Source organism: Diaphorobacter sp. J5-51, from assembly GCF_001023515.1.
GTDB lineage: Bacteria > Pseudomonadota > Gammaproteobacteria > Burkholderiales > Burkholderiaceae_C > Diaphorobacter > Diaphorobacter nitroreducens.
This window is the reverse complement of sequence record NZ_JSYI01000076.1, coordinates 15,048-31,000: the sequence shown is the minus strand read 5'-3', so window position 1 is coordinate 31,000 and position 15,953 is coordinate 15,048. Positions and strand designations below refer to the sequence as shown.

Here is a 15,953-nt window from a genome sequence, read left to right as displayed (position 1 = left end):
CAGGAGCGCCGACATGACGTCACGTTTCGGCCACAGCCAGCACCCCCGCCGTGGGCGATCCGCGCGCGCGCGGGCCGGACGGCGCGAGGGCGTTCAGTCCAACTTTCCCGCGACGCAGGTCCTGGAGCGCTCTGCGCACTCCCTTCCCGCCCGCCAACGCACGGCGCTGGTCATGGCCGGTGGCACGGGCGGACATATCTTTCCTGGCCTGGCACTGGCCGAGGCGCTGCGCGAACGTGGCTGGCAGGTGCATTGGCTGGGCACGCCCGGCAGCATGGAAGAGCGCCTGGTGCCGCCGCGCGGTTTCGCGTTCGAGCCCATCGATTTCTCCGGCGTGCGCGGCAAGGGCCTGAAGACGCTGCTGGCCTTGCCGCTGCGGCTGGCACGCGCATGCCTGCAGGCGCGCGCGGTCGTGCGTCGGCTGCAGCCGGACGTGGTGATCGGCCTGGGCGGGTACGTCACCTTCCCTGGCGGCATTGCCGCGCGCCTGGCGCGCAAGCCGCTGCTGCTGCACGAGCAGAACTCCGTGCCCGGCATGGCCAACAAGCTGCTGTCGCGGCTGGCCACGCGGGTCTACACGGCCTTTCCCAATGTGCTGCCCGATGCGCAGTGGGTGGGCAACCCCATGCGGCGCGCCTTCACGCGCCAGCCCCGTCCCGAGCGGCGCCTTGCCGGGCGCGAAGGTCCGCTGCGCCTGCTGGTGGTGGGCGGCAGTCTGGGCGCCAAGGCGCTCAACGACATCGTGCCCCAGGCGCTGGCATGGATCCATGAGCAGGACCGACCCATCGTCACCCACCAGAGCGGAGAGTCCCAAATCGAGGCCCTGCGCCGCAGCTACGCGGCGGCGGGCGTCGAGGCCACGCTCACGCCGTTCATCGAGGACACCGCGGCCGCGTTCGCCGAAGCGGACCTGGTGCTGTGCCGCGCGGGCGCCAGCACGGTGACGGAGATTGCGGCCGTGGGGGCTGCGGCGGTCTTCGTGCCATTCCCGCACGCGGTGGACGACCACCAGACCACCAACGCGCAGTACCTGGTGAAGGTGGGCGGGGGCTGGCTGGTGCAGCAGGCCGACCTGACCGCCCACGGCCTGGCCGAGATGCTGCAGAACATGAAGCGCCAGGACCTGCTGGCCAAGGCGCAAAAGGCACGCACGATGCGAAAGATCAACGCAACCCGCGACATCGTCGCGGCATGTGAAAGGCTGGCACGATGAAGCAGGCCATTCGCCACATCCACTTCGTCGGCATCGGCGGCTCCGGCATGTGCGGCATTGCCGAGGTGTTGCACAACCTGGGCTATGTGGTTTCCGGCTCCGACCTGGCCGACAGCCCCACGCTGCGCCGCCTGCAGTCACTGGGCGTGGCCACCCATGTGGGCCACGCGGCGGCGCACATCGCTGGTGCGGACGCCGTGGTGACCTCCACCGCTGTGCAGGCCGACAACCCCGAGGTGCTGGCCGCGCGTGAGCGCAAGATTCCCGTGGTGCCGCGCGCGTTGATGCTGACCGAGCTGATGCGCCTGCGCAAGGGCATCGCCATTGCCGGCGCACACGGCAAGACCACCACCACCAGCCTGGTGGCCAGCGTGCTGGGGGAGGCGGGGCTGGACCCGACCTTCGTGATCGGCGGGCGGCTGAACAGCGCGGGCACCAATGCCAAGCTGGGCCAGGGCGAGTACATCGTGGTCGAGGCCGACGAGTCGGATGGCTCGTTCCTCAACCTGCTGCCCGTGATGGCCGTGGTCACCAACATCGATGCCGATCACATGGAGACCTACGGCCACGACTTCGGCCGGCTCAAGCAGGCATTCGTGGACTTCCTGCACCGCATGCCGTTTTACGGCACGGCCATCCTGTGCATCGACAACCCGGCGGTGCGCGACATCCTGCCGCTGGTGACCTGCCCGGTGACGAGCTACGGCCTGTCCGAAGATGCCGAGGTGCGCGCCGTGGATGTGCGTGCCGTGGGCACGCAGATGCATTTCACCGTGCAGCGGCGCAACGGCGTGACGCTGCCGGACCTGCAGGTCGTGCTCAACCTGGCCGGCGAGCACAACGTGCTCAACGCCCTGGCGGTGATCGCCGTGGCGGCCGAGCTGAACGTGCCCGACGACGCCCTGCTGCGCGCACTCGCCGGTTTCACCGGGGTGGGGCGGCGCTTCCAGCGCCACGGCGACCTGCCCGCGCAGGGTGGGGGGCACTTCACGCTCATCGAGGACTACGGGCACCACCCGGTGGAGATGGCGGCCACGCTTGCGGCCGCGCGCGGGGCGTATCCGGGGCGGCGCCTGGTGCTGGCCTTCCAGCCGCACCGCTACAGCCGCACGCGCGACTGCTTCGAGGACTTCGTCAAGGTGCTGGGCACAGCCGACGCGGTGCTGCTGACCGAGGTCTATGCCGCGGGCGAGGCGCCCATCGTGGCGGCCGACGGCCGGTCGCTGGCACGCGCACTGCGCGTGGCCGGGACGGTGGAGCCGGTGTTCATCGACAACGTGGCCGACATGCCGCAGCGCATTGCCGCGGGCGCCCGGGATGGCGATGTGGTGCTGTGCATGGGGGCGGGCTCGATCGGTGGCGTACCCGCCAAGGTGGTTGATTTGCTACAAAAAAATGAGCTGCTAGCGCAGGAAGGACGGGCGCAATGAGCCAAAACGACCCCAAGATTGATGTGAAGGCGCTGGGCAAAGTGGCCGTGCTCATGGGGGGCACGTCGGCCGAGCGTGAGGTGTCGCTGATGTCGGGCGGCGGCGTGCTGCAGGCGCTGCGCTCGCGCGGCGTGGACGCGCATGCGTTCGACCCCGCGCACAGTGATCTGTCGGAGCTCAAGGCCCACGGCTACAGCCGCTGCTTCATCGCGCTGCACGGCCGCCATGGCGAGGACGGTACGGTGCAGGGCGCGCTGGAGCTGCTGGGCATTCCGTACACCGGTCCCGGCGTGATGGCGTCCAGCATCGCCATGGACAAGATCATGACCAAGCGCATCTGGCGCGCGGACGGCCTGCCCACGCCAGACTGGCGCCTGGTGTCCAGCAGTGCGGAGACGGCCCAGGCCTTCCAGGAGCTGGGCGCGCCGATGATCGTCAAGCCCTCGCGCGAGGGCTCCACCATCGGCCTGACCAAGGTCACTTCGCTGGGGCAGTGCGAACAGGCATATCGGCTGGCCGCGCAGCATGACCCCGAGGTGCTGTGCGAGCAGTTCATTGATGGTGACGAGACCACCTGTCCCATACTGGGCCAAGGCGCCGAGGCGCGCGCGCTGCCGGTGATCCGCATCGAGGCGCCGCAAGGCAACTACGACTACCAGAACAAGTACTTCACCGACGTCACGCAGTACCACTGCCCGAGCGGCCTGCCCGAGGCCGAGGAGCGCGAGATCCAGCGCATCGTCGTGCAGGCTTACCGTACGCTGGGTTGCCGCGGCTGGGCGCGCGCCGACATCATGATCCGCGCGAGCGACCGCAAGCCCTTCCTGCTGGAAATCAACACCTCGCCCGGCATGACCGGCCACTCGCTGGTGCCGATGTCGGCCAATGCCAGCGGCATCAGCTACCCCGACCTGTGCCTGCGCATCCTGGCGAGCGCGTCGCTGGACGCGCTGCAGGGCCGGGCCGGTGCGGCAGGAGGACGGGAGCCGGTATGAACAACACGCTGCCCGCACCGCTGGACGTTCGCCTCATGAACATGACCGCTACGGTCCTGTTCCTGGGCTGCGCCCTGGCCGTGCTGGCGGTGGGCGGGGGCTGGCTGCTGCGCCACCCTGCGTTTTCGATCGGGCGCATCGTGGTGGAGGGCGACCTCGTGCACACCAGCGCGTTGAGCCTGCGTGCCAACGTTGCGCCGCAACTCGTGGGCAACTTCTTCACCATCGACTTGCAGGCCGCGCGCCGCGCCTTCGAGCAGGTGCCCTGGGTCCGGCAGGCTTATGTGCGCCGCGAGTTCCCTAGTGGACTGCGCGTGCAGCTGCAGGAGCACGACGTGGTCGCCTACTGGGGCGCCGAAGGCAGCGACACCCTGGTCAATAGCCGGGGCGAGGTCTTTGAAGCCGACGCGGGCGACCTGGAGCAGGACAACCTGCCGCGCCTGATGGGCACGCCCGAGCGCTCCGCGGAGTTGCTGCAGATGTACCGCCAGCTGGCGCCCGCGTTGGCGCCGCTGGGTTCCGGCATCGACTCGTTGCAGCTCACGGGAAATGGAGGCTGGCGGGTCACGCTGGACAGCGGGGCGGTGCTGGAGCTGGGGAGTGGCTCGACGCAACTGCTGATGCAGCGCGTGTCGCGTTTGGTGCACACGCTGCCGGACGTGGCGCAGCGGCAGGGGCGTCGCGTGGATGCGCTGGAGTACGCCGACTTGCGGCATGAAAGCGGCTATGCGCTGCGCCTGCGCGGCGTCACCACCGTGAGTACGGACGCACAGAAGGCGGCTGCGCTGCGCGCGGCGTCGCGTGCGCGCAGGGCGGGGCAGAACAACTGAGGGCAGGACAGAGAACTATGGCAAGAGAATACAAAGACGTGGTCGTGGGGCTGGACATCGGCACCGCCAAGGTCATGGCAGTCGTCGCTGAAGTGCTGCCCGGGGGCGAGCTGAAGCTGGCCGGCCTGGGCGTAGCCCCCAGCAACGGCTTGAAGCGCGGCGTGGTGGTGAACATCGACGCTACGGTGCAGAGCATCCAGCAGGCGCTGAAGGAGGCCGAGTTGATGGCCGACTGCAAGATCCAGCGCGTCTATACCGGCATCACGGGCAGCCATATCCGCGGCCTCAACTCCAGCGGCATGGTGGCCGTGAAGGACAAGGAGGTCACGCCGGCGGACGTGGCGCGCGTGGTGGAGACGGCCAAGGCCATCAACATCTCCAGCGACCAGCGGCTGCTGCTGGTGGAGCCGCAGGAGTTCGTGATCGACGGGCAGGATGTCAAAGAGCCCATCGGCATGAGCGGCATCCGCCTGGAGGCCAAGATCCACATCGTGACCGGCGCGCAGAGCGCGGCCGAGAACATCATCAAGTGCGTGCGCCGCTGCGGCCTGGAAGTGGAGCAGCTGATGCTGAACCCGCTGGCGAGCAGCCAGGCCGTCCTTACCGATGACGAGCGCGAACTGGGCGTGGCCGTGGTGGACATTGGCGCGGGCACGACCGACGTGGCCATCTTCACCGGGGGGGCGATCCGCCACACGGCGGTGATCCCGATCGCGGGCGACCTGATCACCAGCGATATCGCGATGGCGCTGCGCACACCCACCAAGGACGCCGAGGACATCAAGGTGGAGAGCGGCTACGCCAAGCAGTTGCTCGCCGACCCTGAGGCGCAGGTCGAGGTGCCGGGCCTGGGCGACCGCAGCCCGCGCATGCTGTCCAAGCAGGCGCTGGCGGGCGTGATCGAACCGCGCGTGGAGGAGATCTTCTCGCTGGTGCAGCAGGTGATCCGCGAGTCCGGCTATGAGGAGGTGCTGTCCTCGGGCATCGTGCTCACGGGCGGCAGCGCCGTCATGCCGGGCATGGTGGAGCTGGGCGAGGACATCTTCCTCAAGCCCGTGCGCCGCGGCATCCCGAAGTACTCCAGCGCGCTGGCCGACATGATTGCCCAGCCGCGCGCCGCCACGGTCATGGGCCTGCTGGAAGAGGCGCGCCTGGCGCGCCTGCGCGGCTTCAAGGTGGCAGCCAAGAGCGGCTCGGTGAAGACCGCGTTCGGCCGGTTCAAGGATTTCATCGTGGGGAACTTCTGACATGACCTTCCCCCCGCTCTGGATGGCACGCGCCAGTCCGCCGCCGCGGCGCCGCGGGCGATGGCGAAGTACCGCGCCTCCGCCCGACGGCAATGACCGTCCCCTAACAAACACCAACCTACGGCAATTGCAAATCACAACCCAAGTTTCAGGAGCACCATCATGACCATCGAAATGATCGAGTCCGAAGAGTTCAACCAGGGCACGCAGATCAAGGTGATCGGTGTCGGCGGGGGCGGCGGCAACGCCGTCGAGCACATGATCTCGCGCAACGTGCAGGGCGTGGAGTTCGTCACGGCCAACACCGACGCGCAGGCGCTCACCCGCAGCACGGCGCATCGCACCATCCAACTGGGCGCAAGCGGCTTGGGCGCGGGCAGCAAGCCCGACAAGGGCCGCGAGGCCGCCGAGGCTGCGCAGGAGGACATCCGGCAGGCCATCCAGGGCTCGCACATGCTGTTCATTACCGCCGGCATGGGCGGCGGCACGGGCACGGGCGCTGCGCCCGTGATCGCGCGCGTGGCCAAGGAGATGGGCATCCTTACGGTGGGCGTGGTCACCAAGCCCTTCGACTGGGAGGGCGGGCGCCGCATGAAGAACGCCGACGATGGACTGGCCGAGCTCGAAGCCAACGTCGACTCGCTGATCGTCGTGCTCAACGAGAAGCTGCTGGAGGTGCTGGGCGATGACATCACCCAGGAAGAAGCCTTCGCGCACGCCAACGATGTGCTCAAGAACGCGGTCGGCGGTATCGCCGAGATCATCAACGAGTACGGCCAGGTGAACGTGGACTTCGAGGACGTGCGCACCGTGATGGGTGAACCCGGCAAGGCGATGATGGGCACGGCCACGGCCAGCGGCCCGGATCGCGCGCGCATCGCGGCCGAACAGGCCATCGCCTGCCCGCTGCTCGAAGGCATCGACCTGTCGGGCGCCAAGGGCGTGCTGGTGCTGGTCACCGCAAGCAAGGGCAGCCTCAAGCTGGCCGAATCGCGGCTGGCAATGAACACCATCAACGCCTACGCCTCGCCGGACGCGCATGTGATCTTCGGCGCGGCATACGACGACACGCTGGGTGACGAGATCCGCGTGACCGTGGTGGCCACGGGCCTGTCGCGCCAGAACGCGCGCCGCCAGCCCATGCAGGTGGTGCAGGGCAGCCTGCGCACCGGCACGGACAACGTGGCGTACCAGATGCCTGCAGCCGGTGCTGCGCTGGGTGTGCCGGGCGGCATGGTGGGCGGCACAGCCCAGACCGACTACGGCAGCATGGCGGTGCCCAGCGTCTGGCGCACCAACCGCACCCAGGCCGCAGCGCGTGTCGATGCCCTGTCGTCGGGCGGCATGGACGATCTGGAGATCCCGGCCTTTTTGCGCCGGCAGGCGGACTGAGCCTTTTGCCAAAACCTGCCGCGGGGCGGGCGACCCGCCCTTGCAGCAGTGAACCTGGGTGCAGCCGATGCATTCCGACGATCTCAGCTTTTTTGCCTTGGTGGCCGATGCCGGGAGCGTATCGGCCGCCGCGCTCACTTTGGGCTGCGACACCTCCACCCTGAGCCGGCGCATCACGCAGCTGGAGACCCGGCTGGGCGTGCGCCTGTTCCACCGCAGTGGCCGGGGAATGAGCCTGACGGCCCAGGGGCAGACGCTGCGAGGCTACGCACGGCAGGTGACAGCGCTGCTGGAAGAGGCCGAAGCAGCGGTGTCCCGGGATGCCGAGCACGGGCCCCAGGCGATTCGCATTGCCGCGCAGCCGACCATTGCCAAGGTGTTGTTCGGCGATCTGTTCCATGCGCTGCGTGAGCGCTTTCCCAGGTCGCGCATTCATTTCACCGAGGCACTGGCCAGCAGCATCCTGGCCGGCCTGCATGCGGGCGAGGTGGATGTTGCGGTGCTGTACCGGCCCGAGTTCACGGGCAGCGTCGTCTATGAGCCGCTGTTGTCCGAGCAGCTGTACCTGGTGGTCCCCCCAAGCCAGGCGCTGCCGCAGGCCAGCCTGGCGGTGTCGGCACTGGCCGACCATCCCCTGGTTTTACCCAGCACCCACCACGGCCTGCGTGTCATGGTGGATGCGCTGTGCGCACGCCACGGGTTTGCCCCGCGTGTAGCGCTGGAGTGCGACAGCTCCATTGCCATGACGCTGCAATTGGTGCACCAGGGGTGCGGATCGACCGTGTTGCCGCTGGCTGCAGCGGCGCAGGACATTGCGCAGGGCCGGCTCAAGGCGTGCCCGTTGCAGGGGCCGGAGGCGCAGCGCTGCGTGGCCCTGGTGGTCGGCAAGACCCCGATCCATTCGCGAGCGCTGTGGGTGCTCAACGGAATCATTCGCGATCTGGCCCACCGCATGGTCGCCAGCGGCGGCTGGCCCGGCGCCCAATGGCTGGCTGATGGAGTGATGCTCAGGCAGCCGCCAGGCGCGCAGACGGCGTGATCTGCGCCGGATCGGTGCACAGCTCCAGCAGCGCGGCGCGGCCGCTGGTCTGGGCGCGCTCGAAGGCGGCTGCAAAGTCCTGCTCGGACGTGACCCGCTCCGCATAGGCGCCAAATGATTGGGCAAATGCCACGAAGTCCGGGTTGACCAGCGCCGTGGCCGAAACCCGGCCCGGGTACTCGCGCTCCTGGTGCATGCGAATGGTGCCCAGCATGCCGTTGTTCACCACGATCACGATGACCGCGGCGTTGTACTGCACTGCGGTGGCCAGCTCCTGCGGGTACATCATGAGGCAGCCGTCGCCTGCAAAGCACACCACCGTGCTCTGCGGCCGGGCCAGCTTGGCGGCAATGGCGGCCGGCAGCCCGTAGCCCATGGCGCCGTTGGTGGGCGCAAGTTCGGTGCCAGCCTGCTTGTACTGAAAGAACCTGTGCACCCACACGGTGTAGTTGCCTGCGCCGTTGGCAAGGATGGCGTCGTCGGCCAAGGTGCGCGACAAATGCGCCACCACGCTGGATAGCTCCACCCCGGATTGCTGAGGCGCGCGCGGCACGGGCGTGTTGTGCTGAACGTAGTCGGCGCGCGCGCTGGCGGCCCAGTCGTCCCAGGCAGGCGCACCAGTGGGCGCAGCCAGCTGGGCCAGCGACTGTATGGCAGCGGCCACCGTGGCATTGAGTGGAATGTCGGCGCGGAACACGCGGTTGAGCTCGTTGGCGTCCGCGTGGATGTGGATCAATTGCTGTGCCGGGCGCGGTGCCTGAATCAATGCATAGCTGCCCGAAGTGACTTCGGACATACGGCTGCCGATCACCAGCAACAGATCGGCCCGGCGCACGCGCTCGGCCAGGGCCGGCGAAATGCCCAGGCCCAGCTGCCCCACGTAATGCGGATCGCGGTTGTCCAGCAGATCCTGGCGCCGGAAACCGGCCGCAACAGGCAGGTTGAACCGCTGAACGAACTGCTGCAGCGCCGCGCAGGCCGCGGGGCTCCAGCCCGTGCCCCCGACGATGACCAGCGGGCGCTGTGCGTTGGCAAGCGCCTGGCCGATTTCGGCAACCGTCTGTGCGTCGGCGGCGGCTTCGCTGATGCGTGCGGGCGCCAGGTCGGCCACCGGGGCGCTGCCAAACAGCACGTCCTCGGGCAATGCCACCACCACCGGGCCCTTGCGCCCGGACATTGCCACGCTGAAGGCGCGGTTGACGATTTCGGGGATGCGCGCAATGTCCTCAATCTCCGTCGCCCACTTGCACAGGCTGCCGAACATCTGGCGGTAATCCACTTCCTGGAAGCCCTCACGCTCGCGAATGCCGGTGTCGATCTGGCCGATGAACAGAACCATCGGGGTCGAGTCCTGCATGGCGGTATGCACGCCATTGGCCGCGTGCGTGGCACCCGGGCCGCGGGTCACGAAGGCAATGCCGGGCCTGCCGGTCAATTTGCCGTAGGCGTCGGCCATGTTGGATGCCGCACCCTCGTGTCGGGTGACGATGGTCTGGATGTCATCGCGCCCCTGCAGTGCGTCGAGCACCGGCAGATAGCTTTCACCGGGCACGCAATACACGGTATCGCAGGCATGGCGGCGCAGGGCTTCGACCAGGATTTGCCCGCCGTTGCGGGGAGTGGGGGAAGAGGTTTCCATGGGGTCAGGCAGCGAGGACTAAGGGGAAGGGCAGCGGGCTGGGGTCAGTCCAGCGACAGGTTCAGCGAGGGGGCCAGCTTTTGCCAGCGCGCGGCTTCATCGTGGATGAACTTGGTGAAGGCCGCTGGGCTGGTGCCCACCTGCTCAGAGCCCGTGTCTTGCACCACGCGCTGGAACTCGGGCGTCTGCATGTACTTCAGGGTGGCAGCGTTGAGCGTATCGACCGCGCTTTGCGGTGTGCCGGCTGGCGCGAACAAGCCGTACCAGGCGTAGGACTCGAAGCCCGGCAGGCCGGATTCGTCAAACGTTGGCACGTTGGGCAGGTGCGGCGCGCGGCGCTTGCCCGATACCGCAATCGCCTTGGCTTTGCCGGCCTTGATCATGGGCACCACGGCGATCGTGCTGTCGATCAGCATCGGCACATGCCCGCCCACCAGATCAGTGATGGCGGGTGCCGAGCCCTTGTAGGGGATATGGTTCATCTGCAGGCCAGTCTGGCTTTGCAGCAGCGCGCCGGTCATGTGCTGGGTCGTGCCATTACCGGCGGATGCCCACTGAAAGTTGCCCTTGCGCTCCTTGATGTAGGCCATCAGTTCCCGCAGGTTGTTGACCGGCAGCGATGGATGCACCACCAGCACCTGGGGCACCAGCAGCAGGTTGGTGACGGGCTGCAGATCCGTCTGCGGGTTGAAAGGCATCGACTTGTACAGATGCTTGTTGATCACGATCGGGCCGCTGGCCGTGATCAGCAGGGTGTGGCCGTCGGCGGGCGCCTTGGCCACCTGGTTGGTGCCGATGTTGCCGCCCGCACCCGGGCGGTTTTCGATCACGACGGGCTGCTTGAGCAGCTCGTTCAGTCCTTTGGAAACCGGGCGGGCCGCAATGTCCGATGGGCCGCCAGCGGGCCAGGGCACCACGATGGTGATGGGCTTGTCGGGCCAGGCAGCGGCTACGGCGCAGGCGCCTGACAGGCAGGCGGCGATCAGGGATTTCTTCAGGGCATTCAGGCGCATGGTTTGTCTCTTTCTTTGTTGGCTGTGCTGTGCCGCGCGGCGGCTGTGAGGGTGTGAATGGGTGCCTGAAGTATCGGCAGTCCAGTCGCGATGGGTGTCGGCGCAGCCTGCACAGCTGGTTTGTGCCGCGTGCAAAGGCGCCCAAACCGGGCAGACCTACATTGCTTGCCTGCCGCAGGCTGGGCAATGCCACCCTGCCAATCCTGACTTTTACAGAAAGCAACCCCCATGCAGATCACCGGAGAAATGCTCATTGGCGCGCGTGCAGTGCGCGGCCAGCAGGGCGCCCAACGTGCCTTCAACCCCGCAGTCAATGAAGACATCGTGGCGCCGGTTTTCGGCATGGGCGGACATGCCGAGGTGGATGCCGCTGCATGCCTGGCGGAGCAGGCGTTCGACCCTTACCGCCAACTGCCGCTGTCAGTGCGCGCGGCTTTTTTGGAGGCCATTGCCGAGAACATCCTGGCGCTGGGCGATGCACTGATCCAGCGTGCGCACCAGGAGAGCGCCCTGCCCGTGGCCCGCCTGCAGGGCGAGCGTGGGCGCACCGTGGGCCAGCTGCGGCTGTTTGCCCAGGTCGTGCGTGACGGCCATTTTCTCGGCGCCACGCTGGATTCGGCCCAGCCGCAGCGCCAGCCGCTGCCGCGCTCTGACCTGCGTCTGGCCAAGCTGCCGCTGGGGCCGGTGGCCGTTTTTGGCGCCAGCAACTTTCCGCTGGCTTTTTCCGTGGCCGGCGGCGACACGGCCTCGGCCCTGGCGGCCGGCGCACCGGTGATCGTCAAGGCCCACAGCGCGCACCTGGGCACGTCCGAAATGGTGGGCCGCGCGGTGCAGCAGGCGGTGCGCGACCTCGGTTTGCCCGAGGGCGTTTTTTCGCTGCTTTTTGGTGCCGGTAATGCGATTGGCGAGGCCCTTGTGGCGCACCCTGCCATCAAGGCGGTGGGCTTTACCGGCTCGCGCCAGGGCGGGCTGGCCCTGGTGCGCATCGCCAATGCCCGCGCCGAGCCGATTCCTGTGTATGCCGAGATGAGCAGCATCAACCCCGTGTTCCTGCTGCCCGGTGCCCTGGCGCAGCGCGCCCAGGCTCTGGGCGCTGCTTTTGCCGAATCGCTCACCCTGGGCGTGGGGCAGTTTTGCACCAACCCCGGGCTGGTGCTGGCGCTGGAGTCGCCCCAGCTGGATCAATTCATGGCATCGGCATCTGCGGCGCTGGACGCCAAACCGGCCGCCACCATGCTCACGCCTGGTATCCACGAAGCCTACCGGCACGGGGTTGCGCGCCTGGACGCGCTGGAGGGCGTGGCGTGCCAGGCGCGGGGCGTGGCCGCAGCGCCTGGCCAGGCCAATGCTGCGCAGGCGGCGCTGTACACCACCGATGCGCAGCGCTGGCTTGAATCGGCCGACCTGGCGCAGGAGGTTTTTGGCCCCGCCTCGGTCGTGGTCGTCGCGCGTAGCGAGGACGAACTGATTGCCGTGGCGCAGCAGCTGGAGGGACAGCTCACCGCGACCTTGCACCTGGAAGAGAGCGACCATGACCTGGCGCGTCGCCTGCTGCCAGTGCTGGAACGCAAGGCAGGGCGCATTCTGGTCAACGGCTTTCCGACGGGCGTGGAGGTTTGCCATGCCATGGTGCATGGCGGGCCCTTTCCAGCCACGTCCAACGCTGCGTTCACGTCGGTGGGCGCCACAGCAATCGACCGCTTTCTGCGCCCGGTCTGCTACCAGGACATGCCTGATGCACTGCTGCCGCCCGCGTTGCAGCAAGCCAATCCGCTGGGCCTTGCGCGCCTGGTCGATGGCGTGCTGGTCTGCAACGACTGAAGCGGCGCAGCCAGCATCGGTGCGGCCTCAGGCTAATGCGGTCATAGCCATTTCAGGGGCGTTCGGCCAAACCCCTTGGCCTAAAATCAGGCGATGCTCCAGCAACGCACCATCAAAACCCTGACACGCGCCGTGGGCGTGGGTTTGCACAGCGGCCAGCGGGTCGAATTGACGTTGCGCCCCGCTGCGGCCGACACAGGCATCGTGTTTCGCCGCGTGGATCTGCCCGAGCCCGTGGACATCCCCATCAACGCCACCGCCGTGGTGGATACGCGCATGGCCTCGACCATCGGCGCGGGCGGGGCCAAGGTGCACACGGTGGAGCACCTCATGTCGGCCTGCGCCGGGCTGGGGCTGGACAACCTGTACATCGACATCACGGCCGAGGAGGTGCCCATCCTCGACGGCTCCTCGGCGTCCTTCGTGTTCCTGCTGCAGAGCGCGGGCGTCGAGTTGCAGAACGCCCCCAAGCGCTTCATCCGCGTCACGCGCCCCGTCGAGGTGCGCGAGGGCGAGGGGCACAACCTCAAGTGGGCGCGCCTGGAGCCCTACCACGGCTTCAAGCTGCGCTTCGAGATCGATTTCGCCCACCCCGCCGTCGATTCCACGGGGCAGAGCGTGGAGTTCGACCTTGGGAGCGGCAACTACGCGCGCGACATCGCCCGCGCGCGCACCTTCGGCTTCACCAAGGACGTGGAGATGCTGCGCACCAGCGGCCTGGCGCTGGGCGGGGGGCTGGACAACGCCATCGTCATGGACGACTACAAGGTGCTCAACGCCGACGGCCTGCGCTACGACGACGAGTTCGCCAAGCACAAGATCCTGGACGCCATGGGCGACCTGTACCTCGTGGGCAAGCCGCTGCTGGCGGCCTACAGCGCCTTCCGCTCGGGCCACGGCATGAACAACCAGCTGCTGCGCGCGTTGCTGGCCCAGCCCGACGCCTGGGAGGTCGTGAGCTTCGACAACGAGCGCCAGGCGCCCACGGGCTTCGCCCAGCCGGCGCGCGCCTGGTAGCGGGCCGCCATGCTGCTCTTTCGCTGGGCCGTCATGCTGCTGCTGCTCGTGGCGGCCGTGTCGTTCGCCTTCTTCGCGGCCACGGGCCAGCAGCGCTACAAGCGCTTCGGGCTCGTGACCGTCAAGTGGACCGTCATCGCGGCGGCCATGTTCTTCCTGGTGCTGATCCTCGAACGCGTGCTGTAGGGCCTGGTTGCCGTAGATCAAGTCGCCTATACTTTGCCCCGCTCCGGGGTGCACGTAACGGCGTGCTGAGATGGCGGACCTGACCGCCGGAACCGCGAACTTGATCTGGTTCATACCAGCGTAAGAAGAGCTGCAGTCGGATAGGGGGGAACGGGTACACCCGCAAGAAGGGTCGTGCTCCGTCCGTCCATCCGATCGATAGCGGAGCAATTCCATCCATCCCGCCGATGAAGGAGCTGCCCGCCATGAATGCCCCCGACAAGTTCGCCAGCCTGCTTGCGCTCACGCGCGAACCCTTTCCCGCTTCCACCAAGTCCTACCTCGCCGGCAGCCAACCCGGGCTGCGCGTGCCGGTGCGCGACATTCAGCTCACCAACGGCGAAGTGGTGAGCGTGTACGACACGTCCGGCCCCTATACCGATCCTGCCGTGCAGATCGACGTGCGCAAGGGCCTTGCGAGCGTGCGGGGCGAATGGATTGCCGCGCGCGGTGACACCGAGGGCTATGAGGGTCGCGTACGCAAGGCGCTGGACGACGGCCAGAAGGCCGAGGATGGCGACCGCCTGGCCCAGCTGCGCGCCGAGGCTGCGGCGCTGCAGCGCCAGCCGCTGCGCGCCAGGAGCGGCGCCAACGTCACGCAGATGCACTACGCGAAGAAGGGCATCGTCACTCCCGAGATGGAATACGTGGCCTTGCGCGAGAACGGTCGCCGTGAGTGGATGCAGCAATACATGCAGGACACCGCGCGCGAGCAGCGCCTGGCCGGCAACCCGCTGGGTGCGAGCATCCCGAAAATCATCACGCCCGAGTTCGTGCGCGACGAGGTCGCCCGTGGCCGCGCCATCATTCCCGCCAACATCAACCACCCCGAAGTGGAGCCCATGGCCATCGGGCGCAACTTCAAGGTGAAGATCAACGCCAACATCGGCAACTCCGCCGTCACGTCGAGCATCGAGGAAGAGGTGGAGAAGCTCGTCTGGGCCATCCGCTGGGGCGCCGACAACGTGATGGACCTGTCCACCGGCAAGAACATCCACACCACGCGCGACTGGATCGTGCGCAACTCGCCCGTGCCCATCGGCACGGTGCCTATCTACCAAGCGCTGGAAAAGGTCGGTGGCATTGCCGAGGACCTGACCTGGGAGATCTTCCGCGACACGCTGATCGAGCAGGCCGAGCAGGGCGTGGACTATTTCACCATCCACGCGGGCGTGCGCCTGGCCTACATCCAGCTCACCGCCGCGCGCCGCACGGGCATCGTGTCCCGTGGCGGCTCCATCATGGCCAAGTGGTGCATGGCGCACCACAAGGAGAGCTTCCTCTACACGCACTTCGAGGACATTTGCGACATCATGAAGGCGTACGACGTGTCGTTCAGCCTGGGCGATGGCCTGCGCCCCGGCTGCGCCTCGGACGCCAACGACGAAGCCCAGTTTGCCGAGCTGCATACGCTGGGCGAGCTGACGCAGATTGCCTGGAAGCACGACGTGCAGACCATGATCGAAGGCCCCGGCCACGTGCCCATGCACATGATCCAGGCCAACATGACGGAGCAGCTCAAGACCTGCCACGAGGCGCCGTTCTACACCCTGGGCCCGCTGACCATCGACATCGCCCCCGGCTACGACCACATCGCCAGCGCCATCGGTGCCGCCATGATCGGCTGGATGGGCACGGCCATGCTGTGCTACGTGACGCCCAAGGAGCACCTGGGCCTGCCCGACCGCGACGATGTCAAGCAGGGCATCATTGCCTACAAGATTGCCGCGCACGCGGCCGACGTGGCCAAGGGCCACCCGGGCGCCCGCGCGCGTGACGATGCGCTCAGCCAGGCGCGGTTCGACTTCCGCTGGCAGGACCAGTTCAACCTGGGCCTGGACCCCGATACGGCCAAGGAGTACCACGACGAGACCCTGCCCAAGGACAGCGCCAAGGTGGCGCACTTCTGCTCCATGTGCGGGCCGAAGTTCTGCTCGATGAAGATCACGCAGGAAGTGCGCGAATTCGCCCAACAGGGCCTGCAGTCCAAGGCAGAGGAGTTCAACCGCACGGGCGGCGAGCTCTACGTGCCCATCCACCGCGCCGACTGACCCACGCAAAGCCGCCGGCCTGTCATGCCAGGGCGGCTCCA

Annotated in this window: 13 protein-coding genes and 1 riboswitch; of the genes, 11 read left to right on the top strand and 2 right to left on the bottom strand. The window is 67.7% G+C overall.

Going from position 1 to position 15,953, the window contains the following annotated elements; genetic code table 11:
• Positions 1-13 precede the first annotated feature (13 nt).
• The 7 genes from murG to OX89_RS10720 all read left to right on the top strand — a co-directional run bounded on the left by murG (position 14) and on the right by OX89_RS10720 (position 8,146).
• The gene (gene murG, locus OX89_RS10750) at positions 14-1,213 is read left to right on the top strand and encodes an undecaprenyldiphospho-muramoylpentapeptide beta-N-acetylglucosaminyltransferase (RefSeq protein WP_011806764.1); all 1,200 of its coding nucleotides are present in this window, start codon (positions 14-16) and stop codon (positions 1,211-1,213) included.
• On the top strand, positions 1,210-2,643 hold the full coding sequence (gene murC, locus OX89_RS10745) for a UDP-N-acetylmuramate--L-alanine ligase (protein ID WP_011806763.1): 1,434 nt from the start codon (positions 1,210-1,212) through the stop codon (positions 2,641-2,643). Before murG ends, murC begins: the two co-directional genes overlap by 4 nt.
• Positions 2,640-3,638, top strand: coding sequence for a D-alanine--D-alanine ligase (locus OX89_RS10740; RefSeq protein ID WP_015914261.1), 999 nt, complete (start codon positions 2,640-2,642; stop codon positions 3,636-3,638). The genes murC and OX89_RS10740 overlap by 4 nt, the downstream gene beginning before the upstream one ends.
• Entirely contained in the window at positions 3,635-4,468 is an 834-nt protein-coding gene (locus tag OX89_RS10735; protein WP_015914260.1) for a cell division protein FtsQ/DivIB, read from the top strand. The genes OX89_RS10740 and OX89_RS10735 overlap by 4 nt, the downstream gene beginning before the upstream one ends.
• A gap of 17 nt (positions 4,469-4,485) precedes the next feature.
• Positions 4,486-5,715, top strand: a complete 1,230-nt coding sequence (ftsA, locus tag OX89_RS10730; RefSeq protein WP_047350614.1) for a cell division protein FtsA — start codon at positions 4,486-4,488, stop codon at positions 5,713-5,715.
• 162 nt (positions 5,716-5,877) lie between these two features.
• Positions 5,878-7,107, top strand: coding sequence for a cell division protein FtsZ (ftsZ, locus tag OX89_RS10725; protein WP_047350613.1), 1,230 nt, complete (start codon positions 5,878-5,880; stop codon positions 7,105-7,107).
• 67 nt (positions 7,108-7,174) lie between these two features.
• The gene (locus tag OX89_RS10720; protein WP_047350612.1) at positions 7,175-8,146 is read left to right on the top strand and encodes a LysR family transcriptional regulator; all 972 of its coding nucleotides are present in this window, start codon (positions 7,175-7,177) and stop codon (positions 8,144-8,146) included.
• Here OX89_RS10720 and OX89_RS10715 read toward each other — a convergent pair.
• Together OX89_RS10715 and OX89_RS10710 are read right to left on the bottom strand one after the other, a co-directional pair.
• The gene (locus tag OX89_RS10715) at positions 8,115-9,785 is read right to left on the bottom strand and encodes a thiamine pyrophosphate-binding protein (RefSeq protein ID WP_047350611.1); all 1,671 of its coding nucleotides are present in this window, start codon (positions 9,783-9,785) and stop codon (positions 8,115-8,117) included. The genes OX89_RS10720 and OX89_RS10715 overlap by 32 nt on opposite strands.
• A gap of 44 nt (positions 9,786-9,829) precedes the next feature.
• Positions 9,830-10,798, bottom strand: coding sequence for a tripartite tricarboxylate transporter substrate binding protein (locus OX89_RS10710; RefSeq protein ID WP_047350610.1), 969 nt, complete (start codon positions 10,796-10,798; stop codon positions 9,830-9,832).
• 228 nt (positions 10,799-11,026) lie between these two features.
• Between OX89_RS10710 and OX89_RS10705 the strand changes: the two genes are divergently transcribed.
• The 4 genes from OX89_RS10705 to thiC all read left to right on the top strand — a co-directional run bounded on the left by OX89_RS10705 (position 11,027) and on the right by thiC (position 15,912).
• Complete coding sequence (locus tag OX89_RS10705; protein ID WP_047350609.1) at positions 11,027-12,619, top strand: aldehyde dehydrogenase (NADP(+)); 1,593 nt, start codon at positions 11,027-11,029, stop codon at positions 12,617-12,619.
• Positions 12,620-12,712: 93 nt separating this feature from the next.
• Positions 12,713-13,636, top strand: coding sequence for a UDP-3-O-acyl-N-acetylglucosamine deacetylase (gene lpxC, locus OX89_RS10700; RefSeq protein WP_047350608.1), 924 nt, complete (start codon positions 12,713-12,715; stop codon positions 13,634-13,636).
• 9 nt (positions 13,637-13,645) lie between these two features.
• Entirely contained in the window at positions 13,646-13,822 is a 177-nt protein-coding gene (locus OX89_RS18835) for a hypothetical protein (RefSeq protein WP_013520487.1), read from the top strand.
• 34 nt (positions 13,823-13,856) lie between these two features.
• A riboswitch (TPP riboswitch) is annotated at positions 13,857-13,966 on the top strand.
• A 101-nt stretch (positions 13,967-14,067) separates the two neighbouring features.
• On the top strand, positions 14,068-15,912 hold the full coding sequence (gene thiC, locus OX89_RS10695) for a phosphomethylpyrimidine synthase ThiC (protein ID WP_011806755.1): 1,845 nt from the start codon (positions 14,068-14,070) through the stop codon (positions 15,910-15,912).
• Positions 15,913-15,953: the final 41 nt, after the last annotated feature.